We start from the raw sequence: 21,613 nt of genomic DNA, 5'->3' as shown, positions 1-21,613 counted from the left end.
GTTTATCCTATATATTGTTATTATAACATACACTGTCTTAAATTTTTAATGGTTGCATCTCAAAAATAAATAGATGCTGGCACCCAAAAGTATATTATATAATAGACTTTTATTGAGTGCCTAACTTCACAAGACTGTTTTTCCGTATCGAGAATAATATGTTGAAAAATTCTTCTAAATGTTACAGTTTGAATGTGCCGTTCCCATTTTTATGTTATTGAGTTAAAACATAATAGTATATTGTTCCTAAACAACATTAACCAAAGATCCATTGACCATTTCTTTTAGGTATTGCAGTGCAATATTTTCATCGGTCGTAAATTCAATGATATCCTTGAAGTTAAATTTCTTGTCTTTAAAGATATTTATCATATCAGACAATTTTTTATCTATAATGACTTGGTGACGTCGTGACGCAGACATATTAACGACGAAATAGCCATCGTTATTGTTAGTATTTAAATTGACCATTTGTTGTAACGATAGTCTATCGAAAATAAAGTATATGTCTTCCAAATAAGCACCGGTCCGAGCAGTTAGAATTAGATTACGATATCCATTAAAACGTATTTGAGATCGTAATTCCTGATTCAATTGTTCATAGAGTTTAAGAATTTCATGCTTTTCCTCACTTGTCATTCCATTTGGGTCATAAAAATTGATTGACGATATTCGCCCATGAGAATTAAATTTGTTTGCTTTACCATCTTCATTTATTATTATACCATATTTTTGTGGGTTTTTACCCATTTCAGATGTATTGGTTAAAGTGAAAATGCTACATTTGAATTGATTGAAAATATCTGTATATTCCTTGCAGAACTCTAAGGTTTCCATTTCTTGCGCATACGTTATGCCGGGCATTCCAACTATAATATTCAAATGATTTTCCGATAGAGATGCTATGCGAATTTTTTCAAAGAATTTCCTGATAATTTTTTGATTGTATCCTTTGTTGAGGATTTTCAAAGCACAATTATTTGAATGTTCCATTCCTACAGTGCAGCTGAAACCACTTTTATTCATTGCTTCTAACATATTAATTGAAAAACCGTTATCCACTCTCAAAAAAGAATGCCATTTAATATCAATATTATTAGTTGTCAAGTTGTTTGCAATTTCGTTTGCGTGCCGCGGAGGGATTGCTTCTGCCAACATACGAAAGTTTGAAAAACCCATATCTATATAGTACTTGATATCGTCTATAATATCTTTAACTGGCCTAGACCGATATACTTTGTCAACATGGAGATTAATATAGTCACAAAATGAACATTGCCCCCAATAGCAACCTGTTGACTGCGCAATTGGTATTGGTGTTTCCATTGGTAATTGTTTAATATTTTTCTTTTGTAATCTATTGTGCTTATGGCGCTGAGACGCTGTTCTTACGCGAAATGACTTAAATACGATTGGAGTTAACACAGATGATTTATTGGATAGAAAGCAATTTGGTTCATCAATCGGTTTACCGTGTAATATAAAATTTAACAATTTAAGTAAAGGTATTTCCCCATCATATTTAACACAGGAGTCAATAGGTGATGTTCTAATTAAGTCTTTCAGATATTGATCAGAAAGCAAGGTTATAACTGGACCACCAAAACAAATATGAACATCATGCATTTTATTTTTGATTTCATAAGCCAGTATCAGGGCTGGAATAAACTGCTGCGCAAATGGGATAGAAAAACCTACAATCGGGACACCTCTGTCAATTATTTTTTTTTGTATTTGATCCTTTAATAAATCCTTCAATATACGTGCTTCATGATTTTTAAAATAGGTTTCGATGTCATTCAGAGCCGGTATTTTATTTTTATAGAAGACGCCAAATACTTCTCGAAATATATCAATATATATCCTTGTATAACGTATTCCGGATATCTCCATCTCCATCAAATTCTTTATTCGACAATTATTAAATTCCATCTGATTGCCGTACTTAAGCCTTCCAATCGACCTTAAACAGGAAAAGTATTGATCTTTTTTCAACCTGGAATCAATACCTACGTTTTCTAACCTCTTTTTTGTATGTTCACACAGCTTAAGTTTTTCATCTATAAAATATTTACTTGTGAGCCTGCTGAGTGCAATAATATTTAAATCTAATGGTTCAGCAGAAAAGCCATTCCTACTCATGTATGAAGATAAAAAATGGGGCGCTGGATAAACACGGGATATTCTATCCATTGGAGGAGGAAATATTATGATTGTATCAAGTTTCTTCATGCTTTACATTTACGGCAATCGATATGCCATTTGCTCTATTTAATGTTCATTTTTTGTCAAAAAACAATTGTGTAAATATTGCGCATAAAAAATGTATGATCAGCCACGAAAGAACCTTTAATAATTGTGGTTTCCGACCAAGTTAATCTAACCCCACTTAATTAAGCATTAATCAAAAATGTTGAATAGGTTTAAATAGTGTTCTAAGTTTAAATTTAAACTAAACAAGTATTGTTCATACAATACCTTATTAAAGATCTCATGCTCAGGCCTCATTCCTGTGGGAAAAGTGGGTGACGGCGTCGATGCGGTGCTCGATGAAATCGATGACTTTATGCTCGAGGCGGTCATTGTTCAACTGGTTGATCCTGGGGATACCGCCGGGACTGACACAGTTGACCTCAACCAGCTTGCCGTCAATGATGTCAATACCTACAAAATAAAGTCCATCGGCGATCAGTTTGTCCTTGATAACCTCACAGATCCGCATTTCACGCGCTGTCACCCGGTGAGCGAACACCTCCCCGCCGGCATGCACATTGGTACGAAAGTCCCCTTTTTTGGGTTTGCGGCGCATGGCGCCGAGGATTTCACCGTTGAGAAGCATTATGCGGATGTCACCTTCTTGCTTGACGCTTTTGATGTATTCTTGAACCATGATGGGTTCACGGCGGGCATATGATTCATAGGCACGCACGTAGTAGTGGATAAGCGAGTTCAGGTTCATCCGGTCGCGGGTGCTTACCTTGATCACCCCTTCACCTCCGAAACGCTGCAGGGGCTTAACAACCATGGCCCCACCGAAATCATCGATAATTTTGCGCAGACGGGTGGGGTCCCTGGACACATGGGTTTCAGGAATTATTTCAGGAAAGTTGAGGATGTAAAGCTTGCTGTTACCTAAAATCTGACCTGTGGTGTTATTCAGGATAAAAACGTGATTATTGACGGTCTGCAAGAACTCCATTGTCTGGTAATTGAGTGGGGGATTGCTGCGTAAAAACAAGGCATCGAGATCAGTGATGGCTTCGAAAATAAGGTTGTCCTGCCTGGTGCAACGGATGATCGCCTGCCAGTATTTAGTCATTCCGAGACCCGGTTTTACCGTTATGTTACGCATACGGGCGACTACCTGATCCTTGCGGATGTATACGTCATGGGGTTCCAGAAAAAAGACCGTGTGTCCCCGCTCATTGCACTCATACATCAGGTGACTGGTGGTCTCGTTTTCAGGCTGTATCTTTACCAGTGGATCCATCAAGTATGCAATTTTCATAGTGAAGCCTGACCTTTGCTTTCGACCTGTTGAAAGTTTTATTTTGTTTTTTATTAAATTTAGTATGATCACATAGAATCATTTTAAAAAAATTGAATGAATCGTTTCTTTAAATGGTTTGATTGGACCGTCCGTCTACTAATAGAAGCTCAGGCTATTGAATTGGATAATAACCCCATTTAGCAGGTTTATCATCGTAAAATACAATTGTGTACCCATCGGCCATTTCAACAATTTCAGCTTTGCTCCCGCGAACGTTAGGTTCATTCAATTTTCGACGATTGATATTAGACTTTTCTTTTGCCGCCTTTTCTTTCGCTTCTTGGATCTCCTCTTCTGTCATTGGAAATTCAACAAATTGTCCGCTTTCTGGCAATTCTATTCTATTAACCCAGTCTTTCCCCATAGTGTCATCCGCTTTTTTAAACGAATTTGAATAAGCAGTCACACTATCTGCATAAGCTATTTCTTCCTGAGACATGGGGAAAGATACGGTTTGGCCACTTTCTCCCATTTCGAAGGTGATCATCCGCTGTTCAGCAACGGCATCAGTAAAAAAGAATACAAAACTGATTAGAAACATATTGAATAATATAGAGTTATATTTTTTCATTTTTCGTCCCTCCATTAAGAATGAACCATGTCAGTAATCCTACCAATAGTGACAGCAAGGTAGATGCCAAGTTGGTTTCCTACAAGTAACTATCCGTTTATAAACGTATTACTGATTACATTAGTAGATTTTCTGGATTTACAACCAGCATATAAAATGAAGGGCGAAATAGTTACACAGTATAATTGCAGACCGTCAGCACAAGTGAATCTTTTTTACACACTTGGCCAAAAAAAGAAGGACCGGCTCGTGATGTTAGATTAATCACGGATTAGAAACAGGCCGTCCATCGCTTTCTCTTCGATATCCGTACCGACGTTACCGGTGCCTTCGAAAAGCAAGTGTCTTGGACACATCGCACTTGCCTCAACTTCCACAGGAACAGTGAACAGATTCCGAAAGTTCATCAACAGCATTATTTGTAGATTTCAGCGAAGAAAGGTTTTGAGTCTTGCATAGTTAAAATAGGTTGCTTGGATGGAAATCATGTTGGAAGAATAGTGAGACTTGAGATTTTCATGGCCGATGCGCGAAAGAAAACATTTGCTCTTAAATCATGATATTCTCAAGGCATTTTGGGCCACATCTTTATTAAAAGCTATCAAATAATCGGCTAATCATGTACCCCGGAATTAACATCATCAGGAACCCATTTGATAGTAAATTCCGATTTGTCTCCGCTATTATTTACATGTGGTTGATCGAATGTTGATGGAGGCAGATGTGTAACGGTTATCGGTTCAAATTTGGCGGATGGATTGCGCAGTATTTGCAAATTAATTAGATATTCAAACGTCACCCGTTCTTTGTTAATAGCGGTATTAATAAGTTTTTCTATAATCTCGATCTTGTCATCCGATGCGGCCAAGGCGTCGATTTTTAGAATTTCCAAATCTGCGGCAAGTTGAATTTGCCGTTTTTCATAAGATCGCTTCAACATTTCGGCCCTGGAACGACGTTTCTTCGGTAATTTTTTCTGGTCCACTTGCTCGATAATCTCAATGTATAACTGTTCTATCAAATCCGCAACATTCACTTTTTTATCAGATAGAGTCACTTCTTCAGCCGCCTGTACGGTAATGCGATCACTCACATCACCAAAGAAAATAAAAAAGGACAAAAGCAGGCTCCAAAAGAAGAGTCGATGATCGCTTGTACAAGAAATGATCATTGTAAAACTCCTTTCAAATCGTCAGCACATATATTAGGCTTCGTGTCACCAGAATCAAGTGATGCCGGTGCTGAGGCGTTGAAACGCTCCCGGCACCGACATTACCATGGAGTACGCCGTTTAATAGGTAATATAAAAACCAACTATGAAGGAGTTGATAGTGTCTTCATTCGAACCGCCAATCGGCTGTTCTGTTTTTACGCTTTCGTATCCCGCTTTGATATTGGCGTTGTGACCATCAAAGAAATAGGTCAAGCCGGCCTTCCAACCGTCCCAGCCACCAGTACCGTCAGCCGCATCGGACTCCCATTTCTCATATCCTACCCATGGCTGCAGCTTTAGACTTTCAAAATAATAACCAGCCTGAGCATACCAGCCGTTACCCTGGGTTTCCAGGGCATTCTGGGAACCTGTACCATCATTAAGCTGGGTAGCATCGTCCAAATCCAGATCGCTGTATGCGGCCTCAAGGGTTGCCGCACCCGGCCCTAAGGGCAAATCAGCGAAAACATCAACAGAATACCATGTATAACCGGTAGCTCCCTGCACGGCATCAGTGGCAATGTCGTCCTGCGTATCATAGGAAACTCCTAGTCCGACCGTACGCTTTTTACCTAAATATGTCGATGAATTGTAATAGCCCGGTTCGGCATCAAACAAGTTAACTTGCAATCGAGCAGTGTATCGTTCTTTATCCTCTCCTGAGGCTTGGATACCATCATATACGCCAAAATAATATTTGAAGTGAAACATTTCAGCAACAGATGAAGATCCGAACAACGTGGCGCCGTTGTCGCGGACAGACTCGTCGTTGGACAAGGCTAGGTTGCCATCCGTCAGGCTGGCGTTGTTGAAACCGAACCGCCCGTTGAGGCCCCAGGTCAGGTTGTAGTTGGTGATGCCGGGACGGTCGATAGCCATGAGCGCACCGGAAGAGGTTGTGTGTTGCCGACCAGCCGGCGCCATGTTTTCACCCATATAAATATGGGCCAACGGATGCAAATTCAAAGTGACGAAGGCATCGATCAACCGCATATCATAGCCTGATCCATCCGCACCTCCGCCCTTTTCAGTCTGCAGAAAAAAATTCATCCATTTGGTGACCTTGCCACCAAGACGCAAACGCGCCCTGCGGACATTAAATAATTGTTCGCTGTCACCCGTAGTACCGCCCTTATTGTCCCATGAAATAAACTGGGTCTGAAGCCTGAAGCCAAGATCGATTTCGGTTTCGTCTCCAATTTTCATTTTTACTCCTGCAAAGGAAATGGTTGGAACAAGAATCAATATCAAAATGATAATGAATCGTCTTCTTTTCATCGGATCCTCCTTTTGATTGATTATAGATTTTTCGATATTTTCCGTCAGCAATAACCTCCTTTCGACGGACGGATTTAGTTGGGTTTAAGATTAGTCATGCGATTGGAAGAATAATCGACCAAAATGGAAAATGGATAACAGTTTGGATTGAATTACGATTTAAGCAACAATTCAGTATGCAGGTACCTGCGTTCTTTTTGGATGGTTCTGTCAATCATCCATTTTTGCGAGGAACTTAAAAAGGTAGCAACCTTTTTATTAAATTTCTCAAAGGAACAATTTCAAGTGTGAAATATTTATGCGTTGGCGCGTAGTTTCTTCTCGCTTACAATGGCATTCAAAATTCTGCTGATTACATAATTCGCGGGGATGTAGATATAGTATGAGATAATGAAAACGCTTACTAAACATTGCAAAATATACCACTCTGTGTCAATATTTTTTATAGTGGTTACAATGATGCCCTGGGCCAGGGTTCAAACCCAGGCCCAGCATCTTGTGGATTGTGCTGATTGCCTGACAGTAAAGGAAGATATGTGCTGTCAACCGCCAGCAGGGGAGATATATATTGCCGACCATCGGCCGGGAACGTTAGTTACATCATGCTGCCCTCGTTCGAGAAATTGCCGCCGTTCATCATGCCACCACCATTAGAGACATTGCCATTTCCTCCAGGCATGCCGTTGCCTGCGTTGCCACTGTTCATTGTGTCGCCATTGTCACCAGGCATCCCGTCCAACGTATTGCCCATATGTGTTTGCGCAGCATCAGTGGAGACCATCATCCGTCCAGCATAAGCTGGATCCATGGCACCGAGGGTGTCCATCAGCATGCTCACCTCTGCGTCAATTCCAAAGGCGTCTGGGGACATATTAAAATCGATATGACGACCCTGCATTTCGGTAATCACGGTTCCAGGGATAAAAATACCGTTGGAAGGATCGGCGTCAATATCCATGGTCTGTAAAAATCTGCTGATGTTAGTCACTGTCGGGTGGGTTTCATCTAACGCGCCCGGAACCAGATTCAACGGAGTCATAAATGATTCGGCCGGGGCCTCGCCGAGCAAGACATCCGCCATGTAAAATCGAACGTATTCACCGTCCATGTAGGAAAATGTACCATCCATGTCCGTAACGCCGGACTGAGTGGCGGTTTCATAGGAAAGTCCTTCCACCGCACTGTCCAGAAAAACACCAGTGTTAACCGAACGCCTACCACCCATCATCCGCATCATATCAGCAAGGGTGCTGCGCATGTGAGCCTGGGCATCTTCCGCCGCGGTCATCGTACGACCTGCATAGCCTCCACCTATCGTATCCAATGCGTCCATGAACATGACAACATCTGCGTGATTGGCAAAATCTTCAATCGGCATGTCAAACGAAAGGCTGCTGCCCATCATTGCTTGATCAACGGCTGCCGGGATAAAGATGCCGTTGGAAGGATCTCCGTCTTCATCGGCAGTTTGCAGCAAGCGGCTCATATTGGTGACCATGGGATGCATTTCGTCGATAGCATCGGGCACTAGATCTACCGGTGTCATATATTGGTCTGCCGGCGCTTCACCAAGCATAACATCGCCCATAAAAAAGCGAATGGTTTCGCCTTGATTATAAAAGAAGGTACCGTTCATATCGGTAAATCCGGATTGGGTTGCGGTTTGATAATGCAGGCCCTCTACTGCGCTGTCGAGAAAAGTCCCCGATACCAAGCCTGATCCCGTTCCAGTCCCCATGCCAGCATCCGTGTGGCCACTCCCTCCGCCACAACCGGTTACAAGTACTGTTGTCATGGTCAGTACAAGTGACACCCACAACAAACTACTGCAATAATTTTTCACCGCACTTATTGCTACATTTTTCCTGTTGTTATTGCTCTGATGCTTCTTTCCCTCTAGAAGTATCATTTCGATTATCCTCCGGTGCTTGTTGATGGTTATTAGATGGCTTTGGTTATTTATCTGTCTATCACCAGGTCGACGTCTGAAACTACATTGAGCAATGGATGTGCCATAAAAGCACTAATTCGATGGTACCAAGCGGTGGTAGCAATCTAAATAATGAGTGACAGTAGGCGATTACTATTGAATTTGAATGGTTAGAGAACTTTAAAGCATTTTGGCGGTTCCCTTCGAACCAATCGCTTTTCGCGTGTTTCGTTCAGATGTCGTGTAGAAATTTCACAGTACGGGGAGTCGATAGGGCATCTTACCGCGTAGGTTTTTTGCACCAGCCTGCATTCCACTATTTCTTAAGTGGTGAAAAATATGACTATTGTGATTTAATCATCGCTGGTATCTTTTTTGCTTCAATGTATTTAATCGACTAATAAAAGGAGGGAGTGTTAATGACAGCCCGAAAGCTAAATACAGGATCTGACAAAATCTCTCAGGCAAAACGGGTTACCCATGCTGTCGCGCCCGGAAATATTAGCCCCTCATCGAAGAAAAACCGCTTGCGGAAATCTGTCATGCAGGATCCGCATCGTTACAGTCGACGCACATGTTTTCTGGTTGCCGATTATGTAATCGAAAATCGGGTCTACAGGGATTTTGTCTGTAACCTCAGCTTGTCCGGCGCACTTATTAACACCCGTAACCGTTTTCCCGTCGGACAAAAGCTGGTTTTCGTTTTGACTTTATTTGGTGGGGGTATTTTCAAAACCACCGCCAGTATCGCCAGGGCGGCAGCCATCGGAGTAGCCATCAAATTCGACCTGCCGCTTGCAGACGGTCACAAAGAGGCGCTGTTTCATCAATTGCTGGAAGGGAAAATTTGCAATACGGAGGCCTGCAATGCGTAAACCCTGCAAGCAATCAATCTGCATAGACGGCCGCACCAACATTGTGCCAGCGTGCGTCAATTTAGAGCAATGTGCGCTGGTGATAACCAAGAACAGAGTAATGGGGCAGTACATTACTAATGTTCTATCGCTGAGGGTGGGTTCAGTATATTATACTACTTCGAGTTTCGACGCCTTAAAACAAATCACTTCGTCAGCACACTACACCATTCTTATCACAGACCTGCTCATCGACGAAATTAGTGGGATCGCCTTAGGTATTGTTCTGAAGGAAAAACGGCCAGCCTTTGTTTTTGGGATAAATAACGCCAATGAAGCCTGTAAGGCTGTTGCCGTAGAAAGTGGTTTTGATATGGTTTACGATGTGGTAAGCACCCCGGCCGTTATTTATCAATGTTTCAAGGTGCGAGATATCCGGTCGAGTCACTTTAATGGCTTGATACCTTACCCCTTTGTGGCCTGATAGATAGGTTTGCCAGAATATAAGATAGAAGACGTCGTTACCAAGACGAAGATCACCCTTGAAAGCATCATCTCATATTATCGCCACCCGAAAAACCAAAAAGTCAATATTGAGGATGTGCCATGAAATTATTAAATGTCCTAAAGGATTTTAGCCTAGCAGTTAAAAACAGATTCAATCATAACAATAATGGCAACCAGCATCGGCTATCCGGTTCGGAAAATCCTTTTGATGGGGAAAATTCTAAAGAGACCTTCTTTGGTGGTATGGGGTTGGTCACGGCAACTGAGATTGTCAAGGAACGCATCGACGAGAATATCATTAATGAATACGGCATAGATGAGCTTAAGAATACGGGACGATACTACATAGCCAGAGTGAGTGAAGCTAATGGCTGCATCAGCCATTCACTGCTGGTGGATAAGCAGAATGGTATGGTACGATTCCTTTCCCGGAAACCAACCAAATAGCCAATCCATGACGGCCTCAATTAAAGCTGGACTCCAAAAAATCAATACCTGCTTCAACATCATAATCCGAAACGCCAATAGGATGGCAAATTTCTTCGATAGGCTCTACACCCTGTCCGATCGTGACAGGTCGGGCAGCATTAAAAGTTCTATCGAAGTCTCACATGTCCAACTGTCTAAAAGTCTTCGCAGCCAGATGTGAAGGATTGATTTTTCAACTTTTTTTGAAAAGCTGTTTCGAACTCACAGACCGTCAGTGGCTGCTTTCCTACATAAGGCGAAACGAATGAGACCTCGGTCAAGGCTTTCATTGCTTCTGCAATTTTATGACTGGATCGTTCGATACTTGGGGGAGCAGCTCCTGTTTTTTGTACACGGTTCTCCACCCAATGCAGGATTTCTGCATTATGACTCGACAAATGTTCCGCCAAAATACCGGTGAGCCGTTGCATGGTTTGAACAACTTCTTCAGCCTCTCTTCGTAGAGCTTCTTTTTTATAAGCAAGCGCCAACGCATTTTTTGCTTTTCGCCAGAAAAAATAAACACCCAGGAGACAGGTACCATATGTTATTGCCATCGGCAACATGGCTAACGCCATCACACTACCGAAAAAATCTGATCGCAAATCCATGTGGGAGAAGGAAGGCATAAGGAGGTAATCAATAATCATAACGAACAAATGGACTGCGCTGCCACCAACCACAAAAACTGTAGTCGCGATCAAAAATTGATGAAGCTTGCTGTTTTTAATTGGGTTCTCCATTTTTGATAAGCCTATATCCCGATTAACGTTTGGTGTTGCTTTCTCTATCCGTACCCTCAGAGTAAATCCAAAAAAACAGACGAGTTAAGAGTTTGGGACGCTGCCCTTACGAGACAACTTTTTTCAGCAGGCAACCTCGAGAAACATTTTTTTAAAATGGAAAGGCTTAATGGCCATACCTTCAATTACCTGAGCAGTTATGGACAAACCCATGTGGGAGGAACGATAACGGTTAAATCGTTGGTATTCAAACCCGGCTGACTCAATGGCCCGGGGTGTGTTGCGCACCAATTCGCAGCCACATGCAATGTGTTTCCACAAGGGGTTGAAAAATTGTTGTTTTCGAAAGGTTTCAGGACGCTCCGCCAGGACGTGTTCAAAAAAAAGAAAGCGTCCGCCTGGCTTCAAAATCCGGAATATCTCACTTAACGACGCCACTGGGTCGATTACCGAACAAAGGACCAGGAAACTCACGACGGTATCAAATATATCAGAGGGATGGGGAATCGCCTCTGCTTTGCCCTGAAGCACCAGGTAATCAAAATCACCGTTTCTGCGTGCAGGATTATTTCGCAATCGTTTAATAAATGGTATTGATGGTTCAAGAGCAACATAACGTTTAACTGCTGGTGGCAGATAGACAGCATTTTGGCCGGCACCCGCACCAATTTCCATCAGGTGACCTTGTGCCTGGGCCAACAACCGTCGCCGTTCTCTTTGAAGATTTCTCGTTGCCAATGTTTCCAAGTTTGGAAATACATTTTTTTCATACCACTTTTTTATCACATCTTTCATATCGATTGGTCCCGCAATTATATGTAAAAGCCGTCCGACACGTCAGTTAACAATTCCATGCGTAGCAATTATTTACATGCCTACTTTGGATTGGCCAAACCTCTTACCCCTGCTGAAAGGGATTAATCACGATATTCACACGCCGATTTCGTGCATGGATAGATAGATGAAATCAGCATTGACTCGCCAAACCCGACCGTCTTGATCCGCTTCGGATCAATTCCAGCGTTTACCAACGCATTTTTTTACGGTCACCGCTCTCCTTTCAGACAATTTATAGTTATATTCTGCCGCACCGTTGGCGTCCGTGTAACCTCTATGGTAATCGTCGTCTCAGGGTAAGCAATCATCACACCGGCGACTCTCTCTATCTCAGCGTATGCCCCAGACATCAATTTACTTGAATCATGATCAACAAGATGTCTGAACGGAAAGAGAATTATTAATCAATTCTCGTATGGTTATAACGCTCGCGTACTGATCCTTTGCGATGCAGTATACCGTTACCAGGGTACCGATCAATGCCATTCCCAATATTCATTTCGTGATCCATTATCTCGTTGTTATGGTGTTCATAAGGTGGCCTGTTTCTGTGACGGTTTGAGCGGCTATATCCCTGATAGTTATCGTAGTCCCAATGGTGATCGTTGTAATTGCTGTCATGGTAAGATCCATTGCCATGATTATCGCCATACCTGCCGTCGAAGCGATCAGTAGATCCATGATTACCGCCGCCCATCCCTGCATAGCCGATTACAGCGAGAATCAGGCAACCGCTCACAACGCCAATTACGATTATTGAAGTTTTAATTCTTTTCATGATTCGCTTTCCTTTCCAGAAGTTTTATTAATTTGAAAAAAAGGTTCTCAAATCAATCTTCATTTTGACCTCGGCTTCCAAGTGAAAGCTCAAACCTAACGGTGCTAAGTCAATCAAGAGCAAATCTCAGGCCACAACTCCAACCTTGACACCAGATACAATTTTCATCTCAATAACTATTACCAATTAGAAGTAATTTGATCTGAAATTTAATGTTAAAAAATTATTTCAGGAAAGGTTAGACCAATTTTCTGCTTCAAGGAGTGAATTATTTGCGCTGTATTGCTTCCATAGATATCCGTAGATTGGTTGATATTTTCACATCGTGCAACCTTTTTTATGATTTGGCATTTTTTACTTTAAGAAACCTACCTGAATAGATGGGCAATAACGTTTCATTGGTGAATGAATCCTTGTTTGGCATTAATGATGCATTTTTAACATACCAACAATGATTGATTAGATTCATACAAATCATAATAATGCAGAAAAGGGGTAGAAGATGTCACGATCACTGGAAATAAACTCAATGAATGACGTACTTTCTGTCTCTATGTTTCACAATTTTGAATTTAACAATGATCTCAAGTTAAATGCAAAACAAAGGCAAGAGAAAAGCCCAGACATTTCTTTGGCAAGCTGGTTGCTGCGTTGGGTCAAAAATATTATTAAGCCAAACGACTTATGGCAGCACACTGATCGAGTTGCCAACAGAATTGCCTATTCGGAAGCTGTTAAATTTTTTTAACCGCTTTTGCTCTGCAGCCAGAAGTGCGCGATCGGACCGATAATGCACCGTAAGTATTGACTTGTTCAATTATTGTTATTATGTTATTGTAATTATTACTAAATAAAATATATCGAAGAGAGTTCACAACACTTTTCGTCAGAAAAGTTTGGTGATAAGCAAAACGGTATTTGGGGAAATGAATACCCCCCCGGTTTTTCGGCATCTTTTCTCTGCCTCATCGCCCTTTAAAAAACAAAGCATCCAATAATACCGCCACAAAATGGAATCCCATAACAAAATAAAAATATGTGCTAAAACAGATATCGGTCTTAAGCGTAAAAACAATGAGGACACGTATCTGATAGTAACCAACGGCCAAAACGTCCAGGATTACGGGATGCTCTTCGCGGTCGCTGATGGCATGGGGGGACACGCCTTTGGTGAAGTCGCCAGCAAGATGGTCTGCGAGGGGTTGTCAGAATATTACAAGAAAAAACAAAGTCCGAGCCTTGGATTGGATTTTCACCAATCCAGGCTTCATCACCTGATAAGGACGATTCGTTTCGCGAACAACCAAATTTTGAGAGCCAGCGAACGTAACCAAATATTTGAGGGAATGGGAACCACGCTGTCAGTGCTTGTGCTAATAAAAGGAAAAGCACTGATCGCCCACGTCGGCGATAGCCGGATCTACCGGTTGCGGCAAGGGCACCTAGAGCAGCTAACAGTAGATCATACCATGGCTCAGTTTTTAGTAGAAGAAGGGGAGATCACGCCGGAGGATGCTGTCAAGCACCCCGCTCGACACATCCTGACTCAGGTTCTGGGTTCCAATATTGATGAAGTCGATACACGGATTGAAAAGCTCCAGCCGGGTGACCTTTTCTTGCTTTGCAGTGACGGAATGTACGACATGTTAGCCGATGATGACATGTTAAAAATTCTGATTGCGCCTTCTAATGCGCAGGCAGTTTGTGACCAACTGCTGGAATCTGCGATTAAAAACGGTGGTAAAGATAATGTGACGGTAATTGTTGTGAAAGTGTAGAACAACTTTAGAATATAAAAATAATGGATAATCCAACAAATATCACCCTCGAAATCGGTACTGTTCTCAACGACAAATGGGTCGTTCTCGAGTTTATTGCCCGAGGAGGAATGGGAGAGGTTTACCGTGCCCATCAATTAAATTTAAAGCGTGATGTTGCCATAAAGGTCATCTCCCGGGAATGGTTGGAGTCCTGCGATGATAATGACGATGAACGCGAAACGGGTCTGGGACGGTTTCGGCGCGAAGTTCAAGCCATGGCGCAACTGCGGCACCCTAATGTGGTTCAAATATTCGACTATGGATCCGTGTCGTTAAAACAAAAGGATCGCCAAGAGATCGAAATTGAGTATATTGCCATGGAATATGTTCCCGGAGGAATTTTGCGGGACACTATGTCAGAAGAAGGGTTTTATCCCGAAGAGAATCTCACCAAGGAGTGGCTTCGAAAACATTTTTTGCCGACATTAAAAGGTATTCAAGCGCTGCACGAACAGAAAATCATCCACCGTGATCTAAAACCTGAAAATGTCCTGATGGATGGAGATACACCCAAGATTGCTGATTTCGGTCTGGTGCGATCCTGCCGGTTAAAACCCGTTACCCAATCAATGGATGTAAAAGGCACGCCTGCCTATATGTCGCCGGAGCATTTTTTTGATTTTAAAAGAGCGGACGGAAGAGCTGACATTTACGCGCTTGGAAAAATACTTTTTGAGGCAGTCACAGGAAAGATAACCCAAGAAACATTGCCCTTTAAAAGCGCCGGCCTCGATAACCCAGAAACTCCGTTTTTTAAAAGACTTGATCGGATTATTCGTTCCGCGACGGCTGAAAAATTAGATTTGCGTTTAGATTCTTTGGAAGAGTTGGAGAGCGCCCTAGTAGAGGCCATTGGTCCAACACAGAAAAAAGTGCCCAATATCTATCGTTTAAGGTCAAATAAATCATTTTTCGTTTTGCACAAACGTGGCTTTATTTGGATAGGTGCATTGATTTTGATCACTGCCGTGATTTCTGTTCCGTTCTGGCAATGGCTGGGTGATTCCTGGCGGTTGAGGCCGGATTCAAAACCTGCCCCTCTGTTCATTCATGAAGAGGTGAGGCCAGAGAATCTGGAATCTTTTCAGCGCCAAATCCCTCTGCAGTCACCTCTTCCCGCATCGATTCAGTCTAAAGACGAAATGACCCTGAAATTTGTCCCTGGAGGAGAAATCATCCTGCCGGAGGCTTTTCGAAAGGAGGCTGAAAAAAAAGTCCGCGTAAAGGCCTTTTACATTGACGAAACGCAGGTCACTAACCACCAGTACGTTGAGTTTTTAAATCATGAGATTTCAAGAATCCGAGTTGATAAGAACGTTGTTGAGGGAGATGGTGAGATCTGGCTGATGCTTGGGGAAGTGCAGGAGGGCTATGAACCGATTGTTTTTCACAATGGTCAATTTCAAATCACTCACTCCGGGCATGCCTCGTGCGCAGTTCTTCGAGTGACAGCATATGGCGCAACTGCCTATGCCCATTATTATGGTAAACGGTTGCCCACCGATGTGGAGTGGTTGTATGCGGTCCAACAAGGAGCTGAACCGATAGAAGAACCAGAAGGAAAGGACGCCGAGGTTGCGCAGCTCCTTTTTCCAATTCCTACACCGGTTATTCTTTTTGAAGCAAACGCGCTTGGAATCAGAGGCTTAAATAACAGTGTCGGTGAATGGGGATTTAGAAACTTGGAGTCACCTACAAAAGAAAAATTATGGGAGATCCAGTATTTATTACTTGGTGGAAAATATCAGGCAAATTTAAAAGATCACGAATCAATACTTCCTCCCATTCATCGTGAGGCTTGGGAAGCATTCAGCAATGTTGGATTTCGAACTGTATTACCAATTGAAAACGTTAAGACTTCTCAGGAGTAGGCCATGGTAAAAAAATATACTTTATTTGGACTCCTTTTTGGTACTATGATAATTTTATTATTGTCAGCTTGTTTATTAAGTAATGACAAATTTAATACTCAACCTCTAACCAACAATGGAAAAAAGTGGCGTATTGGCTATTTCGAAGGCGGTCCTTTTTCCGGTTATCCCAAAACTCTGATAGCCTTAATACAAGGACTAATTGAGCTTGGTTGGTTAAATGAAATTCAATTTCCCGACCTTGACAATAACACAGACACTGAAAAATTGTGGCGCTGGATATCAAGAAATGTTGAAAGTCCTTATATAGAATTTGTAGCTGACGCATACTGGTCCAGTAATTGGGATAAAAGCAATCTAAGATTAGAGACTAAAAAAAAGGTCATCCAACGACTTAACCAGATACAGGACATTGATTTGATGATCGCTATGGGTACGTGGGCTGGAAAAGATCTAGCCAACTACGAGCATTCAGTACCCACAGTAGTCGTCGCTGCGAGGAATCCTGTGCTTTCGGGAATCATTAAAAGCAGTGATGAATCAGGATTCGATCACATTCATGCGCGTGTTGACCCAAATCGTTATGAACGGCAAGTCCGAAAATTCCATAATATTTTCAGATTCAAACGGTTGGGAATTGTGTTTGATAAATATTCTTCATCAGGTAGAAACTATGCAGGGATTGAACAAATTGAGAAAGTTGCTGCGGATCGAAATTTTACTATCGTTTCATGTTATGCACCGTCGGTTCAAGTTCCTATAGGGTATGCAGAAAAAACCGCTATAGAGTGCTATAAAGAGTTAGCTCCAAAAGTTGACGCAGTGTATTTAACCGAACATCGCGGTTTGACTGAAAGAAGCCTGCAAAAGATATTAGAACCTATTATAGAAAATAAAGTTCCCAGTTTTTCCCAATCGATATCAATGGCTGTCCAAAATGGAGTGCTTATGGGAAATTCAGAAACCGTCTATCAACCTGTGGGCCTTTTTTATGCTAAAATAATCGCTAACATTTTCAATGGAGCTTCTCCAGGTGATCTACCACTGGTTTTCAATGATCCGTTAAGACTAGCTATAAACATGAAAACGGCCAAGATGATTGGATACGCTCCCGCTGAAGAGATAATGCAAGCCACTGATGAGGTTTATAAATAGTGTTTGAACGGGTACTGGGGTTTTTTTGGCTGGCATGATCGTTTTTAGCAAACCATCCAAGGGGATTGAACTGTGAAGATAATCCTAAATTCAGATAAAAACACAACGATCCGATCTGTAACATGGCGGTATCAAATGACTCCGAATACGCTTACCATTTTCATATTGCCATGATAATATTATTATTTTCAAAGTCGAAAATCGTTACCTGTTAAAGGATAATGAACTCGTAAAATGTCTAAATCTCAGGCATTTTTTCATTCCCGAGAAAACGGGAATCCTGAAAATTCGAATAGTTATAGATTCCCACCTCGCGGAAATGACACATCCGGGACTTTTTACGAGGCCATCAAAGAATAGAGGTCGATCCAATTCCCATAACCATGCTCGCATTCGTCAGAAACCGCCCTAACCACTATATAGGCCGATAGCTTTAACGACAAGACCGCCTGCCAGCCAAATAGCGGCGAGTACGGAGAGGGCCTGAAGAATCCGGTCGGTCAACGACGCTTCCGCGTCGCTGTGATGGTGGTCATTCCCCGCTTGTTGACGCCACCAGAGCCAACCGAGCACTGCGCTCGAAACGATGAAAGGTATATTGAGCACCAAACCGTAGTTCAGTTTGAAAAACTATTTGTCAGTGATCGCTTTTCCCCTGCTACTGTCGGGCAATAGGCCCCAGAGTTGGAAGCCATAGTGCATCAGCAGCGAGGTGAACACCAAACACGACAGCAGCAGTCCCATGATGTACAGTGCCATCTTCCAGCCATAATATTCGGCGTTTATCCTTAGCACCGGCAACACAACCAGATCAGAGAAAATGAACGCCATCACGCCAGCGAAAATAACGCCGCGATCATATAAAAGCGCTGCCAAAAGGATGTTGCCCATCGAGCCAATGAAGGTGAAGAAGGCCGATAGCCCAGAGGGCCATCCAGAAGAAGCCAACGCTCGTCCAGGCCGCATCGACCCATGATTGCAGGAAAAGATTCATGATTTTCAGTCTCCGGTTTTTCTTTCAGGCAACCCACGCCATGTCGAAGAATACTATCTCGCGAGAATTATAAGTGATATATTCCGATAATCTTAGAACGATCTGCGCCCGGTTGCCGAATGCGTTTTGAGCATTCGAGTTTTATCGCTTATCCCACACCCATTGTACTCAAAAGGCGAAGCGAATCCCTGTCACAAAGAACAGCTGCTCGGTGTCTGCTCCGGTAGACTTGGCGATGTTGTCGGTTTCGCCGACAAGAAACCGGTATCGGAGGCCGATGTAGGGAGCCAGTTGGCGCTTGATTTCATAGCGCAGTCGCATATCGAGATTGACATCGGTCATACCTGCTCCAAGATTTCGCTCCGAGATGTCCTGAAACGCGAAGCCAAGTTCAGTGCGGGGCTGAAGCACCAGCCGCTGGGTAAGGCGCAGGTCGTACTCGGCTTCGAGTTCAAACGTCACATCACCGTCCTCGGAGATGTATAGTGAGTTGTCCAGCTCGAACTTGTAGGGTGCCAGCCCCTGAAGACCGATCACGCCGGACCAGCGATCTTCATAATCATTCGGGTTCCAACCGTTCGCGTACTGCGCCCCGATTTGAAAGTTCCAAAACGGCGAGATCAGGCGGGCGTATAGCAGGTCGGTTTCGGTCTCGCCTTCATCAGGTCCCTCGAAGATAGCCTCACCCTCGTTTTTCCACCAGAACTTGTTGAAGTCGCCGCCGATCCATCCCTGCGCCTTCCAGCCGAGCTGGTCGGGTGTACCGTCGGCGGATAGGCGATACTCCAACTGTTCAAAAAGCGTGAAGACATACAACTGATCATCGGGGACGGGTTCGGGAAAATCATCCGGCGGCGGGCTGGCCGAGTAGTCAAGTACCTCGTCCAGTGTCATACCTTCTGGCAGCGGCGGCGCTTCGCCTCCCGGGAACGGCGAAGGCTGACTTTCGTGTTGCGCGGCCGATTCCTGGTGCATCGGGCGATTCGCGGCGATCGGCAGGTTCGATTCTTCCTGGGCAAAAGACGGTACGTTCAGTGCGATGATGGTCGCCACAAGTATGCTTTGAAGTTTAAGCGTCGACATCGATGGGGCCTCCTTTCAGCGAGCGGACCACAGCAACGGTACGGAACATGCCCGCTTCCATATGGTAGAGTATATGGCAGTGAAACGCCCACTGACCCGGCGCATCAACGGTGATGTCCACGGTCAGCAATTCAGATGGCTGGACATTGACCGTATGCTTGCGGGGATTGTCATCCAGCGTGCCGCCTGCGTAGAGGTCCATCCACATACCGTGTAGGTGAATCGGATGGCTCATCATCGTGTCGTTGATCATGTTAATCCGCAGACGTTCGCCATACTGAAAACTGATCATGTCCGACTCGGACCATTTCTTACCGTCGAACCCCCAGATGTATTTGTGCATGTTGCCGGTAAGGTGCAGGTCGAATTGGCGGGTGGGCGGCCGCCGGCCGTACGGCCGATCCAGAGCACGCAACTGGCTGTAAGTCAGAACCCGCCAGCCGTCGTCTCCGAGCCCCGCGCCGGGGTAGTCGATTCGCCGGTAGGCCGTCTGGGCCATGGTAATACTGGCCGGGCCATGATGGTCCGAACCGTGCGCGATGCGATCGGGCAGATTTTCGGTGGGCAGTTCGCTGCCGATGGTCGCATGGTGCGGCTTGTCGGCCATGTTGTGCTCGTCAGGCATCGACATGTCGTGATCCATTCCGCCCTTTCCGTTGTCTTGCATGCTCTGCATACCCCCGTGCATCATCATGCCCATGTCGGCCATCGTCAGCATGGGCCGGTGTCGCTGCATCGGCACGGCGGCAGACATTCCCTCGCGTGGCGCCAGCGTGCCTCTTGCATACCCGCTGCGGTCCATCGTCTCAGCGAAAAGCGTGTACGCCCGATCATCCGGCGGCGTTACCACCACGTCGTATGTCTCGGCCACGCCGATGCGAAGCTCGTCGGTCTCCACCGGCTTGACGTTCTGCCCGTCGGCCTGCACAACCGTCATCGGCAAGCCGGGAATCCGGAAGTCATAGAAGGTCAGTGCCGAGGCATTGACGATTCGAAGTCGCACCTTTTGGCCGGCTCTGGCAACAAATGTCGGGTTCTCGTGCGCCGCCTTGCCATTCATCAGGTAAGTGTATGTCGCTCCCGTGACGTCGGCGATGTCGGTCGGGTCCATGCGCATTCGATCCCACGCCAATCGTTTGCCGACTGCCTCGGTCAGCGACATGCCGATCGCGCTCATCTGGTCGTCGAGGTTGGCCAGGGTCGGGCGCTGGAAGTTGTAATAGCCCTCCATGGTCTTGAGCTTCCACAGCACGCGATGAGGATTCTCGAACGTCCAGTCGGACAGGATGATCGAATGCTCCACGTCGTAGTCGACCGGATCGGGTTCAGCCGGTTCGAGGATGAGTTGGCCGTAATGCCCGAGCTGCTCCTGCATGCCTGAGTGGCTATGATACCAGTATGTGCCGTTCTGGCGGACGCGGTAGCGGTAGGTGAAGGTTTCGCCTGGAGGAATTCCGGCGAAGCTGATGCCCGGCACCCCATCCATGGTAAACGGGAGCAGGATGCCGTGCCAATGGATCGAGGTCGATTCCGACAGGCGATTGTGAACGCGGATCAGCGCGTTCTTGCCCTCCTGCATGCGAATAACCGGGCCGGGGATTGAGCCGTTGATGGCGATACCGCGGCCGGGGCGACCTCCCACAAGCACCTCGCGGTTTTCGATATAGAGGTCGATGCCGCCGGCTGCGGTAGCGTCCAACTCACCGAACTGGCCTGCCTTCTCGATCCCGGGACGTGCGGCCCAAGCCGGTCCAATCAAAGACAAGTAGCCGGTCAGGGCAGCCGAACCCGTCGTCGTGAGAAATCGGCGCCGTGTCATGGTGCCCAGCGGATGATTTCCGGGATAATATTTCAATTTAATCTCCTTTTGCATGGAGTGAATAACAGCCTGATTCAGCGGCTGGAAAGCTTGCAGTCCACTGAAATCAGCGATCAACCAATTTAAATGCAACACCGAAATA

Annotated in this window: 19 protein-coding genes; 7 read left to right on the top strand and 12 right to left on the bottom strand. The window is 44.5% G+C overall.

Annotated elements, in window-relative coordinates; all coding sequences use genetic code 11:
• Positions 1 to 246: 246 nt before the first annotated feature.
• The 6 genes from GN111_RS23985 to GN111_RS23960 all read right to left on the bottom strand — a co-directional run bounded on the left by GN111_RS23985 (position 247) and on the right by GN111_RS23960 (position 8,521).
• On the bottom strand, positions 247 to 2,232 hold the full coding sequence (locus GN111_RS23985) for a B12-binding domain-containing radical SAM protein (RefSeq protein ID WP_155306177.1): 1,986 nt from the start codon (positions 2,230 to 2,232) through the stop codon (positions 247 to 249).
• Positions 2,233 to 2,497: 265 nt separating this feature from the next.
• Positions 2,498 to 3,508 carry an ATP-grasp domain-containing protein gene (locus GN111_RS23980; protein ID WP_155306176.1) on the bottom strand — a complete coding sequence of 337 codons (1,011 nt, stop codon included), beginning with the start codon at positions 3,506 to 3,508 and terminating at the stop codon, positions 2,498 to 2,500.
• Positions 3,509 to 3,662: 154 nt separating this feature from the next.
• Positions 3,663 to 4,121: a hypothetical protein gene (locus tag GN111_RS23975; protein WP_155306175.1), complete on the bottom strand. Its 459-nt coding sequence runs from the start codon at positions 4,119 to 4,121 to the stop codon at positions 3,663 to 3,665.
• 613 nt (positions 4,122 to 4,734) lie between these two features.
• Positions 4,735 to 5,292, bottom strand: coding sequence for a hypothetical protein (locus GN111_RS23970; protein WP_155306174.1), 558 nt, complete (start codon positions 5,290 to 5,292; stop codon positions 4,735 to 4,737).
• Between the two features lie 120 nt (positions 5,293 to 5,412).
• A complete protein-coding gene (locus tag GN111_RS23965; RefSeq protein WP_155306173.1) occupies positions 5,413 to 6,612 on the bottom strand; it encodes a porin in 1,200 nt (399 codons plus the stop codon).
• 595 nt (positions 6,613 to 7,207) lie between these two features.
• On the bottom strand, positions 7,208 to 8,521 hold the full coding sequence (locus tag GN111_RS23960) for a hypothetical protein (RefSeq protein WP_155306172.1): 1,314 nt from the start codon (positions 8,519 to 8,521) through the stop codon (positions 7,208 to 7,210).
• Positions 8,522 to 8,961: 440 nt separating this feature from the next.
• On the opposite strand from GN111_RS23960, the gene GN111_RS23955 reads away from it, so the two are divergent.
• From GN111_RS23955 to GN111_RS23945, 3 genes are all read left to right on the top strand, one after another.
• Positions 8,962 to 9,417 (top strand): PilZ domain-containing protein, encoded by a 456-nt coding sequence (locus GN111_RS23955; RefSeq protein WP_155306171.1) that lies wholly within the window; start codon positions 8,962 to 8,964, stop codon positions 9,415 to 9,417.
• Positions 9,410 to 9,880 carry a hypothetical protein gene (locus GN111_RS23950; protein ID WP_155306170.1) on the top strand — a complete coding sequence of 157 codons (471 nt, stop codon included), beginning with the start codon at positions 9,410 to 9,412 and terminating at the stop codon, positions 9,878 to 9,880. Before GN111_RS23955 ends, GN111_RS23950 begins: the two co-directional genes overlap by 8 nt.
• A 122-nt stretch (positions 9,881 to 10,002) precedes the next feature.
• On the top strand, positions 10,003 to 10,350 hold the full coding sequence (locus GN111_RS23945; RefSeq protein ID WP_155306169.1) for a hypothetical protein: 348 nt from the start codon (positions 10,003 to 10,005) through the stop codon (positions 10,348 to 10,350).
• Between the two features lie 176 nt (positions 10,351 to 10,526).
• On the opposite strand, the gene GN111_RS23940 is transcribed toward GN111_RS23945, so the two are convergent.
• The 3 genes from GN111_RS23940 to GN111_RS23925 form a co-directional block, all read right to left on the bottom strand.
• Positions 10,527 to 11,114, bottom strand: coding sequence for a hypothetical protein (locus GN111_RS23940; RefSeq protein WP_155306168.1), 588 nt, complete (start codon positions 11,112 to 11,114; stop codon positions 10,527 to 10,529).
• Between the two features lie 123 nt (positions 11,115 to 11,237).
• Entirely contained in the window at positions 11,238 to 11,909 is a 672-nt protein-coding gene (locus GN111_RS23935; RefSeq protein WP_155306167.1) for a class I SAM-dependent methyltransferase, read from the bottom strand.
• Positions 11,910 to 12,351: 442 nt separating this feature from the next.
• On the bottom strand, positions 12,352 to 12,729 hold the full coding sequence (locus GN111_RS23925; protein ID WP_155306166.1) for a hypothetical protein: 378 nt from the start codon (positions 12,727 to 12,729) through the stop codon (positions 12,352 to 12,354).
• Positions 12,730 to 13,258: 529 nt separating this feature from the next.
• Here GN111_RS23925 and GN111_RS23920 point away from each other — a divergent pair.
• The 4 genes from GN111_RS23920 (at position 13,259) to GN111_RS23905 (ending at position 17,575) form a co-directional block, all read left to right on the top strand.
• The gene (locus GN111_RS23920) at positions 13,259 to 13,477 is read left to right on the top strand and encodes a hypothetical protein (protein WP_155306165.1); all 219 of its coding nucleotides are present in this window, start codon (positions 13,259 to 13,261) and stop codon (positions 13,475 to 13,477) included.
• A 262-nt stretch (positions 13,478 to 13,739) separates the two neighbouring features.
• Positions 13,740 to 14,507: a Stp1/IreP family PP2C-type Ser/Thr phosphatase gene (locus tag GN111_RS23915; RefSeq protein WP_155306164.1), complete on the top strand. Its 768-nt coding sequence runs from the start codon at positions 13,740 to 13,742 to the stop codon at positions 14,505 to 14,507.
• Between the two features lie 23 nt (positions 14,508 to 14,530).
• Positions 14,531 to 16,420: a bifunctional serine/threonine-protein kinase/formylglycine-generating enzyme family protein gene (locus GN111_RS23910; protein WP_155306163.1), complete on the top strand. Its 1,890-nt coding sequence runs from the start codon at positions 14,531 to 14,533 to the stop codon at positions 16,418 to 16,420.
• Positions 16,421 to 16,423: 3 nt separating this feature from the next.
• Positions 16,424 to 17,575 (top strand): ABC transporter substrate-binding protein, encoded by a 1,152-nt coding sequence (locus GN111_RS23905; RefSeq protein WP_155306162.1) that lies wholly within the window; start codon positions 16,424 to 16,426, stop codon positions 17,573 to 17,575.
• Positions 17,576 to 18,205: 630 nt separating this feature from the next.
• On the opposite strand, the gene GN111_RS33695 is transcribed toward GN111_RS23905, so the two are convergent.
• The 3 genes from GN111_RS33695 to GN111_RS23890 all read right to left on the bottom strand — a co-directional run bounded on the left by GN111_RS33695 (position 18,206) and on the right by GN111_RS23890 (position 21,507).
• Complete coding sequence (locus GN111_RS33695; protein ID WP_197740413.1) at positions 18,206 to 18,523, bottom strand: hypothetical protein; 318 nt, start codon at positions 18,521 to 18,523, stop codon at positions 18,206 to 18,208.
• Positions 18,524 to 18,737: 214 nt separating this feature from the next.
• Positions 18,738 to 19,652 carry a copper resistance protein B gene (locus GN111_RS23895; RefSeq protein ID WP_155306161.1) on the bottom strand — a complete coding sequence of 305 codons (915 nt, stop codon included), beginning with the start codon at positions 19,650 to 19,652 and terminating at the stop codon, positions 18,738 to 18,740.
• A complete protein-coding gene (locus GN111_RS23890; RefSeq protein ID WP_197740412.1) occupies positions 19,639 to 21,507 on the bottom strand; it encodes a copper resistance system multicopper oxidase in 1,869 nt (622 codons plus the stop codon). Before GN111_RS23890 ends, GN111_RS23895 begins: the two co-directional genes overlap by 14 nt.
• Between the last annotated feature and the right edge of the window lie 106 nt (positions 21,508 to 21,613).

It is taken from the genome of Desulfosarcina widdelii, assembly GCF_009688965.1.
Taxonomy (GTDB): domain Bacteria; phylum Desulfobacterota; class Desulfobacteria; order Desulfobacterales; family Desulfosarcinaceae; genus Desulfosarcina; species Desulfosarcina widdelii.
The sequence above is the reverse complement of the archived record's forward strand: the minus strand, read 5'-3'. Positions and strand labels throughout refer to the sequence as shown.